At 70.3% G+C, this 18,922-nt stretch carries 24 protein-coding genes; 10 read left to right on the top strand and 14 right to left on the bottom strand.

Annotation, left to right across the window (positions count from 1 at the left end; translation table 11 throughout):
* Nucleotides 1-12 precede the first annotated feature (12 nt).
* Complete coding sequence (locus tag HQK15_RS09685; RefSeq protein ID WP_173491270.1) at nucleotides 13-474, bottom strand: aminoacyl-tRNA deacylase; 462 nt, start codon at nucleotides 472-474, stop codon at nucleotides 13-15.
* A 79-nt stretch (nucleotides 475-553) separates the two neighbouring features.
* On the opposite strand from HQK15_RS09685, the gene HQK15_RS18295 reads away from it, so the two are divergent.
* Nucleotides 554-1,411: an NUDIX hydrolase gene (locus HQK15_RS18295; RefSeq protein ID WP_217361573.1), complete on the top strand. Its 858-nt coding sequence runs from the start codon at nucleotides 554-556 to the stop codon at nucleotides 1,409-1,411.
* Nucleotides 1,412-1,414: 3 nt separating this feature from the next.
* Here the strand turns inward: HQK15_RS18295 and HQK15_RS09675 are convergent, their stop codons facing one another.
* From HQK15_RS09675 to HQK15_RS09645, 7 genes are all read right to left on the bottom strand, one after another.
* A complete protein-coding gene (locus HQK15_RS09675) occupies nucleotides 1,415-2,389 on the bottom strand; it encodes a DUF8094 domain-containing protein (RefSeq protein ID WP_173491269.1) in 975 nt (324 codons plus the stop codon).
* A complete protein-coding gene (locus HQK15_RS09670; protein ID WP_173491268.1) occupies nucleotides 2,386-3,456 on the bottom strand; it encodes a hypothetical protein in 1,071 nt (356 codons plus the stop codon). Before HQK15_RS09670 ends, HQK15_RS09675 begins: the two co-directional genes overlap by 4 nt.
* A 166-nt stretch (nucleotides 3,457-3,622) precedes the next feature.
* Nucleotides 3,623-4,534 (bottom strand): tetratricopeptide repeat protein, encoded by a 912-nt coding sequence (locus HQK15_RS09665; protein ID WP_173491267.1) that lies wholly within the window; start codon nucleotides 4,532-4,534, stop codon nucleotides 3,623-3,625.
* Nucleotides 4,535-4,566: 32 nt separating this feature from the next.
* On the bottom strand, nucleotides 4,567-5,115 hold the full coding sequence (locus tag HQK15_RS09660; RefSeq protein ID WP_173491266.1) for a PH domain-containing protein: 549 nt from the start codon (nucleotides 5,113-5,115) through the stop codon (nucleotides 4,567-4,569).
* A gap of 9 nt (nucleotides 5,116-5,124) precedes the next feature.
* Nucleotides 5,125-5,283: a hypothetical protein gene (locus HQK15_RS09655; RefSeq protein ID WP_173491265.1), complete on the bottom strand. Its 159-nt coding sequence runs from the start codon at nucleotides 5,281-5,283 to the stop codon at nucleotides 5,125-5,127.
* 52 nt (nucleotides 5,284-5,335) lie between these two features.
* A complete protein-coding gene (gene meaB / locus HQK15_RS09650; RefSeq protein ID WP_173491264.1) occupies nucleotides 5,336-6,325 on the bottom strand; it encodes a methylmalonyl Co-A mutase-associated GTPase MeaB in 990 nt (329 codons plus the stop codon).
* Nucleotides 6,326-6,350: 25 nt separating this feature from the next.
* Nucleotides 6,351-7,541, bottom strand: a complete 1,191-nt coding sequence (locus HQK15_RS09645; protein WP_173491263.1) for an acetyl-CoA C-acetyltransferase — start codon at nucleotides 7,539-7,541, stop codon at nucleotides 6,351-6,353.
* Between the two features lie 116 nt (nucleotides 7,542-7,657).
* Between HQK15_RS09645 and mce the strand changes: the two genes are divergently transcribed.
* From mce to HQK15_RS09630, 3 genes are all read left to right on the top strand, one after another.
* Nucleotides 7,658-8,107: a methylmalonyl-CoA epimerase gene (mce, locus tag HQK15_RS09640; protein WP_173491262.1), complete on the top strand. Its 450-nt coding sequence runs from the start codon at nucleotides 7,658-7,660 to the stop codon at nucleotides 8,105-8,107.
* A gap of 83 nt (nucleotides 8,108-8,190) precedes the next feature.
* Nucleotides 8,191-9,528, top strand: coding sequence for a crotonyl-CoA carboxylase/reductase (gene ccrA / locus HQK15_RS09635; protein ID WP_173491261.1), 1,338 nt, complete (start codon nucleotides 8,191-8,193; stop codon nucleotides 9,526-9,528).
* 118 nt (nucleotides 9,529-9,646) lie between these two features.
* Complete coding sequence (locus HQK15_RS09630) at nucleotides 9,647-10,798, top strand: coiled-coil domain-containing protein (RefSeq protein ID WP_173491260.1); 1,152 nt, start codon at nucleotides 9,647-9,649, stop codon at nucleotides 10,796-10,798.
* On the opposite strand, the gene HQK15_RS09625 is transcribed toward HQK15_RS09630, so the two are convergent.
* The 4 genes from HQK15_RS09625 to HQK15_RS09610 form a co-directional block, all read right to left on the bottom strand.
* Nucleotides 10,799-11,593, bottom strand: coding sequence for an alpha/beta hydrolase (locus tag HQK15_RS09625; RefSeq protein ID WP_173491259.1), 795 nt, complete (start codon nucleotides 11,591-11,593; stop codon nucleotides 10,799-10,801).
* Between the two features lie 21 nt (nucleotides 11,594-11,614).
* The gene (locus HQK15_RS09620; RefSeq protein ID WP_173491258.1) at nucleotides 11,615-11,881 is read right to left on the bottom strand and encodes an Rv1322 family protein; all 267 of its coding nucleotides are present in this window, start codon (nucleotides 11,879-11,881) and stop codon (nucleotides 11,615-11,617) included.
* Nucleotides 11,882-11,912: 31 nt separating this feature from the next.
* Nucleotides 11,913-12,263, bottom strand: a complete 351-nt coding sequence (locus HQK15_RS09615; RefSeq protein ID WP_173491257.1) for a hypothetical protein — start codon at nucleotides 12,261-12,263, stop codon at nucleotides 11,913-11,915.
* A gap of 114 nt (nucleotides 12,264-12,377) precedes the next feature.
* Nucleotides 12,378-13,571: a 3-hydroxyacyl-CoA dehydrogenase family protein gene (locus HQK15_RS09610; protein ID WP_173491256.1), complete on the bottom strand. Its 1,194-nt coding sequence runs from the start codon at nucleotides 13,569-13,571 to the stop codon at nucleotides 12,378-12,380.
* 83 nt (nucleotides 13,572-13,654) lie between these two features.
* Between HQK15_RS09610 and HQK15_RS09605 the strand changes: the two genes are divergently transcribed.
* Nucleotides 13,655-14,044 (top strand): hypothetical protein, encoded by a 390-nt coding sequence (locus tag HQK15_RS09605; protein ID WP_173491255.1) that lies wholly within the window; start codon nucleotides 13,655-13,657, stop codon nucleotides 14,042-14,044.
* A complete protein-coding gene (gene nucS / locus HQK15_RS09600; RefSeq protein WP_173491254.1) occupies nucleotides 14,041-14,718 on the top strand; it encodes an endonuclease NucS in 678 nt (225 codons plus the stop codon). Before HQK15_RS09605 ends, nucS begins: the two co-directional genes overlap by 4 nt.
* Before the next feature lie 189 nt (nucleotides 14,719-14,907).
* Here nucS and HQK15_RS18575 read toward each other — a convergent pair whose 3' ends face one another.
* Together HQK15_RS18575 and HQK15_RS09590 are read right to left on the bottom strand one after the other, a co-directional pair.
* A complete protein-coding gene (locus tag HQK15_RS18575) occupies nucleotides 14,908-15,354 on the bottom strand; it encodes an SSI family serine proteinase inhibitor (RefSeq protein WP_173491253.1) in 447 nt (148 codons plus the stop codon).
* Nucleotides 15,347-15,871 carry a ferritin gene (locus tag HQK15_RS09590; RefSeq protein WP_173491252.1) on the bottom strand — a complete coding sequence of 175 codons (525 nt, stop codon included), beginning with the start codon at nucleotides 15,869-15,871 and terminating at the stop codon, nucleotides 15,347-15,349. The genes HQK15_RS18575 and HQK15_RS09590 overlap by 8 nt, the downstream gene beginning before the upstream one ends.
* A gap of 64 nt (nucleotides 15,872-15,935) precedes the next feature.
* Here HQK15_RS09590 and HQK15_RS09585 point away from each other — a divergent pair, with 64 nt between their 5' ends.
* The 4 genes from HQK15_RS09585 to HQK15_RS09570 all read left to right on the top strand — a co-directional run bounded on the left by HQK15_RS09585 (nucleotide 15,936) and on the right by HQK15_RS09570 (nucleotide 18,912).
* Nucleotides 15,936-16,103 (top strand): hypothetical protein, encoded by a 168-nt coding sequence (locus tag HQK15_RS09585; protein ID WP_173491251.1) that lies wholly within the window; start codon nucleotides 15,936-15,938, stop codon nucleotides 16,101-16,103.
* Between the two features lie 114 nt (nucleotides 16,104-16,217).
* The gene (locus HQK15_RS19105; RefSeq protein ID WP_173491250.1) at nucleotides 16,218-17,372 is read left to right on the top strand and encodes a sensor histidine kinase; all 1,155 of its coding nucleotides are present in this window, start codon (nucleotides 16,218-16,220) and stop codon (nucleotides 17,370-17,372) included.
* Nucleotides 17,369-18,034 carry a response regulator gene (locus HQK15_RS09575; protein WP_367649130.1) on the top strand — a complete coding sequence of 222 codons (666 nt, stop codon included), beginning with the start codon at nucleotides 17,369-17,371 and terminating at the stop codon, nucleotides 18,032-18,034. Before HQK15_RS19105 ends, HQK15_RS09575 begins: the two co-directional genes overlap by 4 nt.
* Nucleotides 18,035-18,147: 113 nt before the next feature.
* Complete coding sequence (locus HQK15_RS09570) at nucleotides 18,148-18,912, top strand: ABC transporter ATP-binding protein (RefSeq protein ID WP_173491249.1); 765 nt, start codon at nucleotides 18,148-18,150, stop codon at nucleotides 18,910-18,912.
* The last annotated feature ends 10 nt before the right edge of the window (nucleotides 18,913-18,922 follow it).

Raw genomic sequence — 18,922 nt, 5'->3', positions numbered from 1 at the left:
CCGTCAGCTGGTCTATCCGTCGTCGGAGATGTCGGCGACCCGGGCGTCGAGCACCCGGATCACGTCACCAGCATCGGCCGTGATCGCGACGCCGTGGGCGCCGCCGCCCAGCGACACGCGACCGGTGACGAGCGAGTCGGCGATCACGGGCCACGCGGTCGTGGAGCCGAACGGGGTGATCGTGCCGCGCTCGTAGCCCGTCGCGGCCTGCGCGCCGGCCGGGTCCGGCATCGACAGGCGCGAGGTGCCGAGCAGCGCCCGGAGCTTGGGCCACGAGAACGTCCGGTCACCCGGCACCAGGACGAGGACGAAGTCGTCGTCCGCCCGCCGCACCACCAGGGTCTTGACGATCTGGCGGGGCTCGACGCCGCGCGCAGCAGCGGCCTCGACCAGGGACGACACCGGCCCGTGGCGGGTGACCTCGTACGCGATGCCGCTGGCCGCCACGGCGGCGATCGCCCGTTGCTCGCTCACGGCACGAGCGTACGCCGGGCCGGCCCGGCGTCGGCGGACGAGATCTGCCCGACCTGCGTCGGCCCGATAACCTGATCACATGACGGTCACCCTGCGAGACGACGACCTCTCCCTCGAGCCCACCTCGGGCTCCGACGAGTTCACCGGCTTCGCGATCGTCCTCGCCGATGAACGGGTCGGCACCGTCGCCCTGCGGCGCGAGGACACCCAGGCCGCGTCGATCCGGTGGAACTCGCGGCTGCAGCCCTTCGTGGTCGCCCGGGCCCTGCGACTCGCGATCGACCACGCCTTCACGGCGCTCGAGGTCGGCCGCGTCGAGGTGCGTCTCCCGGTCGACGACACCGGCGACATCCGTGCCGCCTCGATCGGTGGCCTGCGCCGCGAGGGCATCATCCGCATCGCGGGCGAGTCCCCCGACCAGGTGCTCATGGCGCGTCTCGTCGACGATCCCCCGGCCCACAGCCGCGACGGCTTCATCGCGATCCTCAACGCCGGCCTGCCGACCAAGCGGGTCATCAGCCAGGGGCTGGTGCGCGACGAGCAGGGACGCGTCCTGCTGTGCGAGCTGACCTACAAGAACGAGTGGGACCTGCCCGGCGGCGTCGTCGAGGTCGGCGAGGCCCCTGCGCTCGGCCTGGTCCGTGAGCTCGAGGAGGAGCTCGGTATCACGGTCGAGGTCCGCGGGCTGCTCACCGTCAACTGGCTGCCGGCCTGGCGCGGGTGGGACGACGCGTGCATCTTCTTGTTCGACCTCGGTGTCGTCGACAGCTCGATCACCGAGGGCATGACCCTGCAGCCGACCGAGATCAAGTCGGTCAGGTGGTGCGACCCCGACACGATCCGCGAGCGAGGGGCGGCCGCGGCGATCGAGCTGCTCGAGGCCGTCGAGACCGGCGGCCTGCCGTCCTACCGCGAGGCGCCGAAGGCCGCGGAGTAGGCCTCAGCCCGTCGCCGTGCGGTCGGCGTCCGCGCTGACCACCCCGCCGTACTGACCCAGCGCCCGCGGCTTGCCGCTGCCGCCGGGGATGTAGAGCAGCACCTGGTGGTAGTAGTTGAGCTTGCCCGAGCCGGCGATGCCCGATGCGAGGAACGCCTGCTGCGGCGTGCCCTCGGGCCAGGTGATCGTCAGGCCGTCCCCGACCTCGTAGGTGTCCGACCGCAGCAGCGTGACGAACGCCAGGGCGCCGCCGTCGCTGGTCCGCAGCGCGTACTTCACGTCGTCGGCCACCCAGGTCTGGGAGAACGTCACGCCCTTCAGCCCGCCGTTGGTGGCCGCGGTCGACCGCATCTGCTTGATGAACGAGTCGTCCTCGATCTGACCGGCCTCGTCGGACTCCGGATCGGCGAGCACCTTCGCATAGGCGACCGCCGCATCCTGGGCCGACATCGCCATGCCGACGCCGTCCCGCGCCTTGACCGTCACCGGTGCACCGGACTCGCGCCGGATCTCCGGCAGCTCGGTGTCGACGAGGGTCTCGGGGCTCGCGCTCAGCAGCCACGGGTCGACCGACGAGGCCCGCTCGAAGATCTGCACCCGGTTGACGTCCGAGCCCCGTTCGCGCACGACCGCGAAGAACCACAAGGGATAGGAGCCGAAACGTGGGGTCAGGACGTCGGTGACGTCGACGGCGGTCGTGTCGGTCTGCTGCGTCTTGGCCAGGCGCTGCGACACCTCGAACGAGCCCGAGTCGATCGCCAGGACGGCCCCCGTCTCGACCGTCGACAGCGGCTTGGCGTCGAGCAGCTCGATCGCGGTGTTGCGCACCTCGCGGTAGCGGTCGAAGATCTGGGTGACCTCGGCGGTGCGAGCGGCGGTCTTCTCGACCTTGGCGTCACCGCGGTGGTGCGGGACGGCACAGGCAGCGAGCGCCAGCGAGCAGGTCGCGACGAGCAGCACGCGCAGGTGTCGCCTCATGTCTCGTCCTCCTCGTCGACGACCTCGAACTCGGCGAGCTCGTCCTCGCTCACCTCGTGCTCCACCCCGTCCTCGTCGACGTAGACGTAGACGACGCGGTCGGGGTCGGGGTCGGGGTCGGGGTCGGGCTCGGGCTCGGGCTCGGGCTCGGGCTCGGGCTCGGGCTCGGACGCAGGCTCGGCACCGGCGGCGATGTCGGCTGCGGTCAGGATGCCCGGCACCGGTGGGACGCTCCTGGCCGGTGCGACGAGCTCGGCCTCCCGGGAGTCGTCGGGCGACTCAGGCTCAGGCTCGGCCTCCGGCTCGGGCTCTGGCTCCGGCTCGTCGGCGGCCTCCGCATCGTCGACCTCGACGTCGGCGTCATCGACCTCGACGACTTCCTCGACGACCTCGAAGGTCTCGGCCTCCTCCGCAGAGATCTCGTGCTCGACACCGTCGTCGTCGACATAGACGTAGACGACCTCCTCGACGACCTCGTCGTCGAGGTCGTCCTCGTCGTCCTCGTCGACCCAGCCTCGGTCTCGACGCACCAGGACACCGACCCAGACCAGCGCGACCCCGAGCAGCAGCAGCCCGGCCCCCTTCGCGAAGCCGCCCTTGACGCCATAGGCCACGCTGACCTGCAGCCCCGAGAGGTTGGAGGAGCCCACCGACAAGATCGCGAGCGAGACCGACTGGTCAGGCAGCTGTGTGCTGATCGAGGCGCCGCCGAGCCCCGCCGAGCTGGCGATCCACCAGTCGAGGGCTGTCGGGGCGCCGGGCAGGTTGCTGTTGCCCTCGACGGCGCGGGTCGAGATCGTCCACGGGCGCCGGAACTTCGTGATCTCGAGCCGCTTGGTCTTGGAGACGTAGTCGCGGATGTCGACGGAGTTGGCCAGCCCGACGAAGACGGGCTTGCGGACGGGCACCTCGGCCAGGACGTCGACCTGCACGTCGGCCCAGCTGATGACCCGGGGCGTCGTGACGACGGCGGTGTCATCGGTCTCGATCGCGTGAGGTCCGGTGGAGAAGCGGCTGTCGGGCCCGAGGACGACCATGACGGCCGCCCCGAGGAGTGCGACGAGCACGCCGAGACCGGACAACGCCCAGCCCCACCTCGTCCGCATCTGACCGCTCCCTCTCACGTCCCACCGGTGGTGACGCCGCCCTGACCCTACCTGTCCCGACCGCCCCAGACCGTCAGTTCGGGCCGGTTGTCAGACGGGTCGTCCGGGCCGGTCCCGGGGGCGTCTCCTAGAACAGGGCGGTCGCGAGCGACCGTCGGGCCGACATGACGACGGGGTCGGCGATGCCGACGACCGTGAAGAGCTCGAGAAGCCGCTCGCGGATGGCCTCGCGCTCGTCGCCGGAGGTGCGCTTGACCAGGTCGATCAGCCGCAGGAAGGCGTCCTCGACGTTGCCGCCGCTGATGTCGAGGTCGGCGACCAGCATCTGCGCCGGCACGTCGTCGGGATCGTCGGCCGCGGCCCTGCGGGCCGCCTGCAGGTCGGCACCCTTGGTGCGCGACAGCCACTTGACCCGGGCGAGGCGCTCAGCGACCTCGACGTCGGCGGGGTACTGCACGCGCAGCTTCTCGTACTCGGCTACCGCCGTCTCGAAGTCGCTCGCCATGAACGCCTCCTCGGCGGCTGCGAAGCGCGGGTCCTCCGGCTCCTCGGCCGGCTCGCTCGCGGCGGGCGCTCCCCCGACGGGCTGGGCCCGGCCGGTGAGGCCGTTCTCGGCGGCGATGCGGACGAGCTCGTCGAAGTAGCGACGCATCTCGGTCTCGTCGACCGTGCCCTGGAAGAGCGGGACGGGCTGGCCCTTGACCAGACCGGCGACGTAGGGGACGCCCTGCACGTTGAGCGCCTGGGCGATCTGGGGGCTGGCGTCGACGTCGACCCGCGCGAGCATGATCTGGCCGGCGTAGGAGTCGACGACCGATCCGAGGGTGTCGTTGAAGGCGGCCCCCTGAGGCGCCCGTGACGACCAGAGACCGAGCACCACGACGTACGACATGGAGCCCTCGAGCGCGACGGTCTGGAACGTCGTCTCGTCGATGTCGACGGCGTAGGATCCGCCGCCCGGACCAGGGGCCGGGGTCGGTCGTGCGGCGGGCTGCTTCAGTGCAGAGAGGTCGATGGCACCGGGGCGCGAGAACGTCATGCCCCCATTGTAGGAAGGAGGGCCCGGAGCGGTCAGTTGCCATCCATCAGGCGCTGCTCCATCGTCTTGCCACGCAGGCCGGAGCGCTGGATCACGCGCTGGATCGTCAGGTCACGGGCATCGGGGTCGCCGATGAACCGGATGTGTCGCAGCCCCTGTGCCTGCGCCGCGGACTCGAAGATGAAGTGCCCGTAGCCGATCATGCGGCCGAGCAGCGGCTTCTCGACCGTGATGTCGAGGATGCGGGTGATCGGCATCGTTGCGATGCGCACCGAGAAGACGCCCGTCATGCGGAACACCCGCATGTTGGTGATGACGAAGATGTCGCGGTGCTCACGAGCCGTGAGGTAGAGCGCGTGCAGCGTCAGCCCGAGGAACACGATGATGAAGAACCAGCCGAGGCTGATCGGTCCGACGAAGGCCAGCAGCAGCGAGAGGACACCGCCCAGCGCCTCGGCGACCGGACGCCAGAAGACGATGTAGTGGTGACGCACGAGGTCGATGACGATCTCGCCCTCGTCGGCGAGGAGGTGTCGGTCGACATCCTGTTCGGGCAGACGATCGAGCAGCGCCCGGATCATGTCGATGCCCTAGGCGACGAGCTCGTTGAAGAAGACGCCGACCTGGCTGAAGGCGTCCATGATCCCGCCGGCAGCATCACTGACGACGTCTGCGGCGTTCGCGGGCGTGTTCAACAGGTAATAGATGATGAACCCCACGACGAATAGCGCGATGACCTTCTTCAACACGGTCCCATTGTGTCGACCGAAGCTGACGAATCCCTGCAGGCGCGCCGACGGGTCACAGGTGCTCGACGAGCGTGTCCGCCGCCGCGAAGGGATCAGTCTGCCCGGCCAGGACCTGCGCGGCCAGGGTGTCGAGCCGGGTGTCGCCCGACAGGTGGGCGAACCGCGACCGCACCTGGGTGAGCGCGAGGGCCTCGATCTCGCGACGGGTGCGGGCCAGGCGACGTCGTTCCAGCTCGCCCGAGTCCTGCAGGTGGGCACGGTGGGCGAGGATCTGCTCGACGACCTCGGGGACGCCCTCCCCCGTCGTGGCCGTCGTCAGGAGGATCGGGGGCGTCCACGAGCCGTCGGCGCGGTCGGTCATCGCGATGACAGAGCGCAGCTCGCGCCGCGTCGAGACCGCACCGTCGCGGTCGGCCTTGTTGACGACGAACACGTCGCCGATCTCGAGGATGCCGGCCTTGGCCGCCTGGATGCCGTCGCCCATGCCGGGCGCGAGCAGCACGAGCGTCGTGTCGGCGAGGCCCGCGATCTCGACCTCGGACTGACCGACTCCCACCGTCTCGACCAGGACGACGTCGCAGCCGGCAGCGTCCAGCACCCGCAGGGCCTGGGGCGCCGTGGCCGACAGCCCGCCGAGGTGACCGCGACTGGCCATCGACCGGATGTAGACGCCCTCGTCGAGGGCGTGGTCCTGCATGCGGATCCGGTCACCGAGCAGGGCACCACCGGAGAACGGGGACGACGGGTCGACCGCCAGCACTCCCACGCGCTGCCCCTGCGCGCGCAGCGCGGTGACGAGCGCGGACGTCGAGGTCGACTTGCCGACGCCGGGCGAGCCGGTGATGCCCACGACGTGAGCACCGCCGACGAGCGGCGTCAGTGCGGCACTCACCTCGCGCAACGACGGCGACCGGTCCTCGACCAACGAGATCAGCCGCGCCACCGCCCGAGGCTGGCCGTCACGTGCCTGCTGCACGAGATCGGCCACGCTCGGGGCGCCTCCGGGTTGCGGGGGCGTGGTGGCGCGGCTGTCTGACGTCATCGGTCGGGCTCGTCCGTGCGGACGACTACTTCTTGGGGACGCGGATGATCAGCGCATCGCCCTGACCGCCACCGCCGCACAGGGCAGCAGCGCCGATGCCGCCGCCGCGACGTCCCAGCTCGAGCGCGAGGTGCAGCGCGATGCGGGCGCCGCTGGCGCCGATCGGGTGACCCAGGGCGATGGCGCCGCCGTTGACGTTGACGATGTCCTCGCTGATGCCGAGCTCGGCGGTCGAGGCGATGCCCACGGCCGCGAAGGCCTCGTTGATCTCGACGAGGTCGAGGTCGGCGGGCGTGATGCCCTCCTTCTCGCACGCCAGCGCGATGGCGTTGGCCGGCTGGCTCTGCAGGCTGGAGTCGGGGCCCGCGACGACGCCGGCGGCGCCGATCTCGGCGATCCACGACAGCCCGAGCTCCTCGGCCTTGGCCTTGCTCATGACGACCACCGCGGCGGCGCCGTCGGAGATCTGGCTGGCCGAGCCGGCCGTGATGGTGCCGTTCTTGTCGAACGCCGGGCGCAGTTTGCCGAGCGACTCGGTCGTGGTGTCGCCCCGCACGCCCTCGTCGGCGGCGACGACGATCGGGTCACCCTTGCGGGTCGGGATCTCGACCGGGACGATCTCCTCGTCGAAGACACCGTTCTTCTGCGCGACGGCCGCCTTCTGGTGCGACGCGGCGCTGAACGCGTCCTGCTGCTCGCGGGTGAACTTCTGCTGGTCGGCGTTGATCTGCTCGGTCAGGCCGCCCATGGCCTGGTCGGTCAGCGCGTCCCAGAGACCGTCGGCCGCCATGTGGTCGACGAGCTTGGTGTCGCCGTACTTGGTGCCCTCGCGCGAGCCCAGCAGCATGTGGGGCGCCTGGGTCATCGACTCCTGGCCACCGGCGACGACGACGTCGTACTCGCCTGCGCGGATGAGCTGGTCGGCCAGCGCGATCGCGTTGATGCCCGAGAGGCAGACCTTGTTGATCGAGACCGCGGGGACACCCAGCGGGATGCCACCCTTGTGCGCAGCCTGGCGGGCGGGAACCTGACCGGCGCCGGCCTGCAGCACCTGGCCCATGATCACGTAGTCGACCTGGTCGCCACTGACGCCGGCCTTCTCGAGGGCTCCCTTGATGGCCAGACCGCCAAGGTCCGAGCCGGAGAGGGTCTTGAGACCGCCGAGGAGGCGGCCGATCGGGGTGCGCGCGCCGGCGATGATGACGGACTGGGTCATGAGAGAGGCTCCTTCGAAGACATTTCTGCCACTTTACTCAGAGGTAACCTGCGCGAGACCGCGGTGTGCGCTGGATCACCTCTCGACCTCGCTGGTCGTGCCCTACCCTCGTCTGCATGACGACCCCGCTGGTCCCCGACCACCTCCTGCTCACGATCGACCACGTCGGCATCGCCGTCCCCGACCTGGACGACGCGCTCGAGTTCTATGCCACGACGTTCGGCCTCCACTCGGTCCACGAGGAGGTCAACGAGGAGCAGGGCGTCCGCGAGGCGATGCTCGCCGTCGGCGACTCCGACACGCGCATCCAGTTGCTCGCGCCGCTCAGCGAGGAGTCGACGATCGCCAAGTTCATCGCCCGCAACGGCCAGGGCATCCAGCAGCTGGCCTACCGCGTCGCCGACATCGAGGCGGTGTCGGCGATCCTGCGCGAGCGTGGCGTCCGCCTGCTGTACGACGCCCCCAAGCGCGGGACGTCGGACTCCAAGGTCAACTTCGTGCACCCCAAGGACGCCGGCGGCGTGCTGGTGGAGCTCGTCGAGCCGGCCGCAACCCCAGCGCACTGAGTCTTGGATCACAGCGCGGACGGGTGACGGCTTAGATTACGGCTCGGTAACATCGCCGGGATACCAACCTGGAGGTTCCACTCGTGCAGCAGATCCTTGATGCCATCCTCGCCGGCGACACCGCCGCCGAGGACTATGCGTCCATCGCCCTTCCCGACTCCTACAAGGGCATCACCGTCCACAAGGACGAGGTCGACATGTTCGAGGGGCTGGCCAGCCGCGACAAGGACCCGCGCAAGAGCCTGCACCTCGACGACGTACCGATCCCCGAGCTCGCCCCGGGCGAGGCGCTCGTCGCCGTCATGGCCAGCGCGATCAACTACAACACCGTGTGGACCTCGATCTTCGAGCCCGTCTCGACGTTCAGCTTCCTCGAGCGCTACGGCCGGCTGTCGGAGTACACCAAGCGCCACGACCTGCCCTACCACGTCGTCGGCTCCGACCTGGCCGGCGTCGTGCTGCGCACGGGGCCCGGCGTCAACGCCTGGGCGCCCGGCGCAGAGGTCGTCGCCCACTGCCTGTCGGTCGAGCTCGAGAGCCCTGACGGCCACGACGACACGATGATGGACCCGCAGCAGCGCATCTGGGGCTTCGAGACCAACTTCGGTGGCCTCGCGCAGCTCGCGATCGTCAAGTCCAACCAGCTGCTGCCCAAGCCCGACCACCTCACGTGGGAGGAGGCGGCCAGCCCCGGCCTCGTCAACGCGACCGCCTACCGCCAGCTGGTGTCCAAGAACGGCGCCAACATGAAGCAGGGCGACACCGTCCTCATCTGGGGCGCCTCCGGCGGCCTCGGCTCCTACGCGACGCAGTTCGCCCTCAACGGTGGCGCGATCCCCGTGTGCGTCGTCTCGTCGCCCGAGAAGGCCGAGATCGTGCGCTCGCTCGGCGCCGAGCACGTCATCGACCGCTCGGCCGAGGGCTACAAGTTCTGGAAGGACGAGAACACCCAGGACCCCAAGGAGTGGCAGCGCTTCGGCAAGAAGATCCGCGAGCTCACCGGCGGCGAGGACCCGGACATCGTGTTCGAGCACCCGGGTCGCGAGACGTTCGGCGCCTCGGTCTACGTGACCCGCAAGGGCGGCACGATCATCACCTGCGCGTCGACGTCGGGCTACATGCACCAGTACGACAACCGCTACCTGTGGATGAACCTCAAGAACATCAAGAGCTCGCACTTCGCCAACTACCGTGAGGCGTTCGAGGCCAACCGCCTCATCGACAAGGGCCTGATCCACCCGACCCTGTCGCGCGTCTACTCGCTGGAGGAGACCGGCCAGGCCGCGCTCGACGTCCACCACAACCTGCACCAGGGCAAGGTCGGCGTGCTGTGCCTGGCGCCCGAGGAGGGGCTCGGCGTCCGCAACGAGGAGAAGCGCGCCGTCCACCTCGACAAGATCAACCGCTTCCGCGGCATCTGAGGCCTTCTGGGCCATCCGTCCCGGGCAAGGGCACGACCGACATCGGTCGTGCCCCTGCTCTTTTCGGACAGGTAAGGTGGGCCTCGCCAACCGACCAATCGCCACGAATGGGATCTGCATGTCCGACCAGCCCGGATTGTCCATCTTCGATGCCGCCGACAAGTCGGCCGACGCCTCGTTCCCGCTGGCTCGTCGCGGCGGCTACGACAGCGACGCCGTCGATGCCTGGGTCCGCACCCAGTCCGCCGAGCTCCAGCGCGCGGCCGAGGGCCTGAAGACGTCCCAGGCCGAGAACGAGAGCCTGCGCGAGATCATCGAGAAGCTCAAGGACCGCGTCGAGGCCGTCGAGAAGCCGACCTACACGGGCCTGGGCAACCACGCCGCCCAGCTGCTCGGCCTGGCCGAGCAGGAGGCCGAGGACGTGCGCAACCGCGCCATCCGCGAGGCCGACGAGCTGGTCAAGAAGGCTGAGGAGGAGGCCGCCATGGTGCGCGCAGCGGCCCACCACGACGCCGAGGAGATGCGCGGCCAGGCCGTCACCGAGCTCGAGGAGAAGCGCAAGCAGCTGCTCGAGGACGCCGAGGCCATGCACGCCGACGCCCTGGCCCACACCGAGGACCTGCGCGCGCAGGCCGAGCGCGAGGCCGCGCAGCTCAAGCTCGCCGCCGAGCAGGACTCGCAGAACATGCGCCTGGGCGCCACCCGCGACGTCGAGCAGGCCCGCGCCGCGGCCGACCGCGAGGTCACCGAGGCCCGCCGCGTGCTCGCGGTGGAGAAGGAGCGGCTCGCCCGCGAGGCGTCCGAGAACCACGCCTCCGCGACCGAGCAGACCGGCAAGCTGGTCAAGGACGCCGAGACCCGCGCGTCGGCCGCCGACGACCGTGCCCGCGACATCATGGCGCAGGCCACCAAGGCCCGCGACGCCGCGAGCGCCGACGCTGCCCGGCTGCTCGACAACGCCAAGACCGAGGCCTCCCAGCTCGTGTCCGGCGCCAACGCCGAGGCACAGAAGATCCGGGCGACCGCCACCACCGAGGCCGAGCGGCAGACCCGCTCGCTGCGGGCCGAGGTCGAGGAGCTGCAGCGCAAGCGCGACGGCATCATGGCCCAGATGGGTCAGCTGCGCGACATCGTGGCCACCTTCGCCCCCGGTGCGGTCGCCGACGCGGTGGCCGACAAGGCCGCCCCGCAGGCCAAGGCCACCCCGGACGCCGAGGTCGACGAGCCGAACGCCGACGACAAGGCCGCCGAGGCGAAGGACGCCAGCTAGTCAGTCCGCCGGCTGCACGGGCACGTCGCTGAACGCGGCGACCGTGCGGTCGGCGTACGCCGAGGAGTCGGCCCGTTCCATCGGGCCGTCCCACGTGTCAGGCAGCGGCAGCGGCACCCCCGGGGCGAGCTTGCGGGTGATCTCGTCGAGCGCCCGCTCCGCGTCACCCACCCAGAGGTGCTTGGCACCATCGACACCGATGACCTCGGCCTGCGGGATCGCCGCGAACCGCTCGCGGGCCTCCGGCGGCTGCAGGTAGTCGTCGTGCTCGGGCACGAGCGCCGTCACGGCACGTCCCGACCCGGCCCAGGCGGCCAGGTGCTCGGGCCGGGAGTAGCGCAGCGGCGGTGACAGCAGCACGATGCCCTCGACCGACGGCTCGAGGCCGTACATCAGGGTCAGGTCGGTGCCGAACGACCACCCGACGAGCCAGATGTGGGGCAGCTCGGCGAACTCCGCGTGCTCGACCGCGGCCGCGACGTCGAACCGCTCCCCCACACCGTTGTCGAACGCCCCGTCGCTGGTCCCCTGCATGCTCGAGGTGCCTCGGGTGTTGAACCGCAGGACGGCGATGCCAGCCAGCGCGGGCAGGCGGTAGGACGCCTTGCGGAACAGGTGGCTGTCCATCATGCCGCCGTGCGTCGGCAGGGGGTGCAGGCAGATCATCGTCGCGACGGGATCACGATCGGGCGGGAGCGCGAGCTCGCCCACGAGGGACAGGCCGTCGGCGGTCTCCAGCGTGATGGGCTCGCGCCTCGCCGGCAGCACGGAGTTCCCGCGGATCTTCTCGGTCATGGGGTCAGTCAGTCCTCGGGGTCAGTGGCGGCGTGCCCAGCACGCGGTGTGCCAGTGTCGTCGCTCGTCGATCGCGGCCTCGCTCAGCAGCGCCCTCTCCACGGGCCACACCACCAGGTGCGCGAGCCCACGTCCGATCAGCTGCGAGCAGCCCGGGCACCGGTAGTCCTTCGTCGACGACCCGCGGGTCGCGCGGACGTACCAGTCACCGTCCGCCTTGTGCTCCTGCTGCTCGGCTGCGGCCCGCAGTGGCGGTGTCGACGGTCGGGCGACTCGGCGACGGGGCATGCGGCCAGTCTACGGAGGTGGGCCCGCGGGCTCAGACGCAGTAGCGGCGGATCCAGCCCAGACGGGACGCCGAGGCGGTGATGGCCTCGTCGAACGTCATCACCGTGACCTCGGCCCCCTGCTCGCGCTGGAACAGGATGACGTCGGTGAGCGTCGGGCTCTCCGAGCAGCGGAGCCCGGCCGACTCCTGCCGCGCGATCGCCGCGGTCAACATCGTGTCGTCGGACCGGGAGTCGATCAGCACCGTCGTCACGCCCCGGTCACCGTACTGTGACGAGAAGGCCTGGACGGCGACGAACCCGAGCGTCATCGACAGCGCGAGACCCAGGGTGACGGCTCGGACCATCCGCGCGACGGCGACGACCCGGGAGGTCAACGTCATGGCCGCTCCTGTCTGCGCGTCGATCCCCCGCACAGAGCAACGAGGCCGGCAACACGGAGTTACCGGCCTCGCAGAGAAAAAAGATCACGGACGACGGCCGTGACTTTTCACCTCTCAGTACGTGTGGAAGCCCGCTCCGGTCTTGCGACCGAGCTTGCCCTCCGCGACGAGGCGCTCCAGCGTGGGCGCGGGCTGCCACCCGGCGTGGCCGAACGTGCCGACGAGCGACTGCTGGATCGCGAGCGACACGTCGTTGCCGACGACGTCGAGCAGCTGGAACGGACCCATCGGCAGCAGCGTCGCCTTGAGGGCCTCGTCGATCTCGTCGAGCGAGCCGCCGCCGGCCTCGGTGAGCTTGATCGCGTCGTTGAGGTAGGGGAACAGCAGGGCGTTGACGATGAACCCGGCGCGGTCGCCGCACGACACGGGGTGCTTGCCGGTGGCGAGGCACAGGGCGCGCACCGTCTCGTCGACCTCCACCGACGTCTCGTCGGCCGTGACGACCTCGACCAGCTTCATGATCGCGGCCGGGTTGAAGAAGTGCATGCCGATGACGTCCTGCGGGCGCTTCGTCGCGGCGGCGCAGGCGTTGATCGACAGCGACGACGTGGTCGTGGCCAGGATCGCGCCGGGCTTGGCGATGCGGTCGAGGTCGGCGAAGAGCTGGAGCTTGATGTCAAGGTCCTCGGCGATGGCCTCGACGATGATGTCGGCGTCGGCCAGCGCCTCGCGCTCGGTCGCACCGGTCAGGCGTCCGAGCACCGCGGACTTGCCGTCCTCGTCGAGCTTGCCGCGCGAGACAGCCTTGTCGAGGCTCTTGGTGATCGCGGCGACGACGCCGGCGATCTTGTCGTCGCCGCGTCCGACGAACGTCACGGCGTAGCCGGCCTTGGCGAAGACCTCGACGATGCCCGAGGCCATCGTGCCGGTGCCGACGACGCCGACCCGGTTGATCTCGTGGCGCAGCTGCGGGGCTGCGTCGCCACCGGCTGCTGCGGCTGCGGCGAACGTCGTGCCGTCGGCGGCCTGGGTCGTCAGGACGGCTGCGGGCTGGTGCAGCTCGTCGCCCGTCTCGGCGTAGAGCTTGTCGAGACCGGTCGCGACGGACTGGGCGCCGAGGGCGTCGACGAGGGCGAGCGGACCGATCGGGTAGCCACAGCCGAAGCGCATCGCGGCGTCGATGTCGGGCGCGGTGGCGTAGCCGCTCTCGTACATCGTCGCGGCGTGGTTGAGGTACGGCAGCAGAAGCTTCCGCGCGATGTCGGCGGCCGGGTCCCCGGCTGCAAGGCGATCGACGATTTCCTGCATGGCTACTCCTCAGTAATAAAGCGGTCGTGACACACTAACGTGACACCGCCGCTGGTCAATATGGGAGAACGATGAAACGACGTATGACGATGGCCACAGCCGGCATCGGCATCGCTCTGACGGCTCTGGCCGGGTGCGGGTCCGACGCAGTCTCCGACGACGTCACGTCGCCGACGACCTCGACGCCCACGCCGGCCATCACCTCCGAGGCTCCTTCGGTCGACCCGACCACCGACGGCGCGGTCGCCGTCCGCGGCGACTGGGAGATCCCCGCCGAGGACTACGTGCTGCACCTCATCGAGGACGGCACCTTCGTCCAGGACTACATGGGCATCGAGGACTTCCGCACCGGCAAGTACTCCGTCGAGGGCGACACCATCTCGCTGGTCGGCGACGACGGCGACACCGACGAGGGCACGATCAAGGGCGACACGCTCGTGTTCACCCTCGGCACCGCCACGAGGGTGAAGTGAGGCTGGTCATCGCCCGCTGCCAGGTCGACTACGCAGGACGGCTCGCTGCCCACCTGCCCCTGGCCACCCGGCTGATCATGGTCAAGAACGACGGCTCGGTGCTGATCCACTCCGACGGCGGCTCCTACAAGCCGCTCAACTGGATGAGCCCGCCCTGCACCCTCCGCGAGGGCACTGCCGACGACGGCGTGGCCGAGTGGACCGTCACCGCGGGCAAGACCGACGACACGCTGCGCATCCGCATCGAGGAGGTCCTGCACGACACCGCGCACGAGCTCGGCATCGACCCGGGCCTGCAGAAGGACGGCGTAGAGAAGCACCTGCAGGAGCTGCTGGCCGAGCACACCACGACGCTCGGCGAGGGCATGAGCCTGGTCCGTCGCGAGTACATGACCGCCATCGGGCCGGTCGACCTACTCTGCAAGGACGCCACGAACTCCTCGGTCGCGGTCGAGATCAAGCGCCGCGGCGACATCGACGGCGTCGAGCAGCTGACCCGCTACCTCGAGCTCATGAACCGCGATCCCGCGCTGCGCCCCGTGCGCGGCATCTTCGCCGCCCAGGAGATCAAGCCCCAGGCGCGGGTGCTGGCGACTGACCGCGGCATTGAGTGCGTCGTCGTCAACTACGACGAGCTCCGCGGCATCGACGACCCGAGCCTCCGCCTGTTCTAGCACCGCCCCGGGACAGGTGGATTCGCCACCTCACCATCCCTGTGACGGTGGATCTGCCACCTCAACGGGTCCGTTGCGGTGGAAGATCCACCTTCACAGGCCGAGACGGCGTCTCGACGGTGGCAGATCCACCGCTGCTCCGGCCACCGGGCGTAACGGTGGCAGATCCACCGCCCCGGGGGGCAGGGGTCACTGCAGGGGGACGGCGAAGACCGTGGCGCCGAGCTTCTCCCAGCGGTCGATCTCGCAACCGTCCTGACGGCTGAACGTCGCATCGACGTCCGAGCCGTCATAGGTGCCCGTGACCGTCGCGACCTGGGGGCCGCCGAAGATCTCGGTGCAGGCCTGGTCGGCACCGACCGGCTCGAAGACCTCGGTGCCGGCTGCCGCGATCGCGTCACAGGCCTGCTCCGGCTGCGGGTGGTCGCCGCCGGCCGGGTCACACGTCAGCGTGTAGGTCTTGGGCTCGACGCCCTCGTCGAGGGTCACCACGATCGTCAGCGACGTCGCGGCATCGTCGGCGGCGCCCGTCCCGGCTCCCCCGCCTGCAGCGTCGCTGCCGCCGTCGGACCCGTCGCCCGAGCCGCAGCCGGTGAGGGCTGCGAGGGCGACGAGCGCCAGAAGGCTCCTACGCACCGGCGATGCGCGGCGCGGTCGGGTCGGACTCGCCACCCTGGTCCTCGCGGGCGACCCAGTCCTCGATGCGCTCGTAGTCGTCCTTCGAGCGGGTCACGACCGCCAGCAGGTCACTCATCTTGGAGAGCTCCTCGACCTGCTCCTTGATGAACCACTGCATGAACTGGTCGGAGGCGAAGTCGTTGTTGTCGCGCGCGATGCGCGTCAGGTCGTTGATCTGCTCGGTGACGCGCCTCTCCTGCTCCAGCGCTGCGGCGACGGGCTCGATGACGTCGCCGAAGTCGACGCGGGGAGCCGGCAGCGCCGGGATCGTCGGCGTGTGGTCGGCGTCGAGGAGGTACTGGACCATCATCATGGCGTGGTCGCGCTCCTCCTGCGCCTGCTGGTAGAACAACGCAGCCATCTGGGGCATCGTCAGGGCGTCGTAGTAGGTCGCGATGGCGACGTACTGCTGGTGTGCGGCGAACTCGTGGCCGATCTGCTCGTTGAGCCGCTCGACGAATGCTGGTGCTGCCATGTGTCCCATGCTCCCATTGTCGCGCATAAGGCGAGCCTCACCTCACACTGGTACCGTTGTCGTCATGCCCAAGCCACCGAAGAAGAAGTGCTGCAGCGACAAGCCTGCCTGCAAGCGCTGCCCTCTGAGGATGATGAAGGAAGGCACGCTTCCTGCGGGCTACACCGTCAAGAAGCGCAAGCTGGTCAAGGTCTCGAAGGGCTCGAAGTCCAAGAGCAAGATCGCCGCCTGACGACGCCTCGAGCCTAGGGCACCTGCGCGCAGCGCCGCCACGAAGGAATGGCTTGCCTCAGGCTCATCCCGTGGGTGGACGACGCGAGGAGCGCACCGAACTAGGGTGGTCGGCATGCGCGACCGATCCGAGCTGCTGCGCCGACTCGACTCCGCCTGGCTCGACGTCCTGCTCGTCGCCGTGCTCATCTTCGTGCCACTCGTGCTGCTCGGCGTGCAGGGCGACGACATCTTCCTGCTCGACATCGCCCTGCTCGCCCCGCTGGCGCTGCGGCGGCGCGCGACGGTGGCGTCCTTCACCCTCATCTGCCTCGGGCTGCTCGTGCAGGTGGCCTCCGAGCCCGGCCCGCGCTACGGCGACGTCGCCCTGCTGCTGGGGCTCTACGCGATCGCGGCCTACGGCCCCGTCTGGGCCGTCTGGGCCGGACTGGCGACCGGGTTCCTCGGCGCCGTCATCGCCTCGTTCCAGTGGTCCAACGGTGTCTACGACATCAACACCCTGTTCTTCGCCTTCATCACCCTCGCCACGATGGTGTTCGCGGCGTGGCTGCTCGGCTACCTCGCCCGGACCCGACGGGCGTACGTCGCGAGCCTGGAGGACCGGGCCGCCCAGCTGGAGCGTGACGCCGCCCAGCAGACGCAGATCGCCACGGCCGCCGAACGAGCACGCATCGCGCGCGAGATGCACGACGTCGTCGCCCACAGCCTGTCGGTGATGGTGGTCCAGGCCGACGGCGCTCTCTACGCCGCGCAGAAGCGACCCGAGCAGGCGCTCGAGACGCTGCGGACGATCTCGGCCACCGGCCGGTCGTCCCTGACCGAGATGCGCAAGCTGCTGGGCCTGCTCCGCGACGAGGACAGCAACCCGGCCCTCGCGCCGATGCCGGGCGCCCGCGACATCCCCGAGCTCGTGCAGCAGCTGCGCGACAGCGGTCTCACGATCGACCTGCAGGTCGCCGGGCCGCTCGACGGCCTCGACGCCGCCACGGGCCTCACGGCCTACCGGATCGTCCAGGAGGCGCTCACCAACACGCTCAAGCACGCGGGACCCGAGGTGTCCGCCTCGGTCGACGTCCAGGTCACGGCCGACGCCGTCCAGGTCCAGGTCGACGACGACGGTCGGGGCGCCGCCACGGCCGACGACGGCCAGGGCCACGGCATCCTGGGCATCCGCGAGCGCATCGCGGTGCACGCGGGTGAGGTCGAGGCGGGCCCACGACCCGGTGGGGGCTTCCGCGTGCGCGCCGTCGTGCCGGTGGTGACGTCGTGAGCGCCATCCGCGTGTTCCTCGTCGACGACCAGCAGCTCGTCCGGGCCGGGTTCCGCATGCTGATCGAGTCCCAGGACGACATGGTGGTGGTCGGCGAGGCCGGTGACGGCGTCGCCGCCACCGAGCAGCTCGCCGTGACGTCCGCCGACATCGCGCTGATGGACGTGCGCATGCCCCGCATGGACGGGGTCGAGGCCACCCGTGTGCTGGCCGCGCGTGCCGACCGGCCCCGGGTCGTCGTGCTGACGACGTTCGACCTCGACGAGTACGTCTACAACGCCCTGCACGCCGGCGCCTCGGCCTTCCTGCTCAAGGACGCGCAGCCCGAGGTCCTGCTGAGCGCGATCCGCGACGTCCACGCAGGCGACGCCGTCGTGGCACCCAGCGCGACCCGCCGGATGCTCGAGCGCTTCCTCGGCAGTGCCGCTCCCCCTGACCCCGACGACGACCCACGCCTGGCCGCCCTGACGGAGCGGGAGCGGGAGGTCCTCGGACTCATCGCTCACGGCCGGTCCAACGGCGAGATCGCCACCGACCTGTTCCTCGCGGAGGCCACGGTCAAGACCCACGTCGGTCGTGTCCTGGCCAAGACCGGGTCGCGCGACCGGGTGCAGCTCGTCGTGCTCGGCTACGACACGGGTCTGGTCTCCCCCGGTCCGTGACTACGACCCAGGTATGACGCGGCGCCCGCAGGACGGGCCTCGGGGCTGACGATCGACGCGCCCGATCTTCCTAGCGTGGTGGGGACGACATCGCCTCACGCACCAGGAGCTCCATGAACACCGTTCACGTCCTCGACCACCGCCCGACGGTCCCCGGCATCGCCGCGCAGGCCCGCGGCCTGACCAAGGTCTACGGGACCGGCGAGGCCCAGGTGCACGCCCTCGCGGGCGTCGACCTGACGATCGAGAGCGGCCGCTTCACCGCGATCATGGGGCCGTCGGGCTCGGGCAAGTCGACCCTGATGCACTGCCTCGCCGGGCTCGACCAGGCCACCTCCGGTGACGTCGTCGTCGGCGACCAGCAGCTCGCGACGATGTCGGACAACGACCTCACCCGCTTTCGCCGGCACCACGTCGGCTTCGTCTTCCAGGCCTTCAACCTGCTGCCGATGCTGACTGCGAAGCAGAACATGCTGCTCCCCCTCGACCTCGCCGGTGCCGACCCGGACTGGGCCTGGTTCGACGAGCTGGTCACGGTGCTGGCCCTCGGCGACCGGCTCGGCCATCGACCGTCACAGCTCTCGGGCGGACAGCAGCAGCGCGTGGCGATCGCCCGGGCGCTGATCAGCCGGCCGCAGATCGTCTTCGCCGACGAGCCGACCGGCAACCTCGACAGCCGGACCAGCGCCGAGGTGCTCGGGTTCCTGCGCCGCTCCGTCCGCGAGCTCGGCCAGACGACCGTCATGGTGACGCACGAGCCGTCGGCCGCGGTGTATGCCGACCGGGTCGTCGTGATCGCCGACGGCCGTGTCGCCGGGCAGATCGACGACCCGTCGCAGGACGACATCCTCGACGCCCTGCGCTCGATCGGCGGGTGAACCGTGCGCA

Origin of the sequence: Aeromicrobium stalagmiti, from assembly GCF_013283745.1 — a bacterium.
GTDB lineage: Bacteria > Actinomycetota > Actinomycetes > Propionibacteriales > Nocardioidaceae > Aeromicrobium > Aeromicrobium stalagmiti.
The sequence above is the reverse complement of the archived record's forward strand: the minus strand, read 5'-3'. Positions and strand labels throughout refer to the sequence as shown.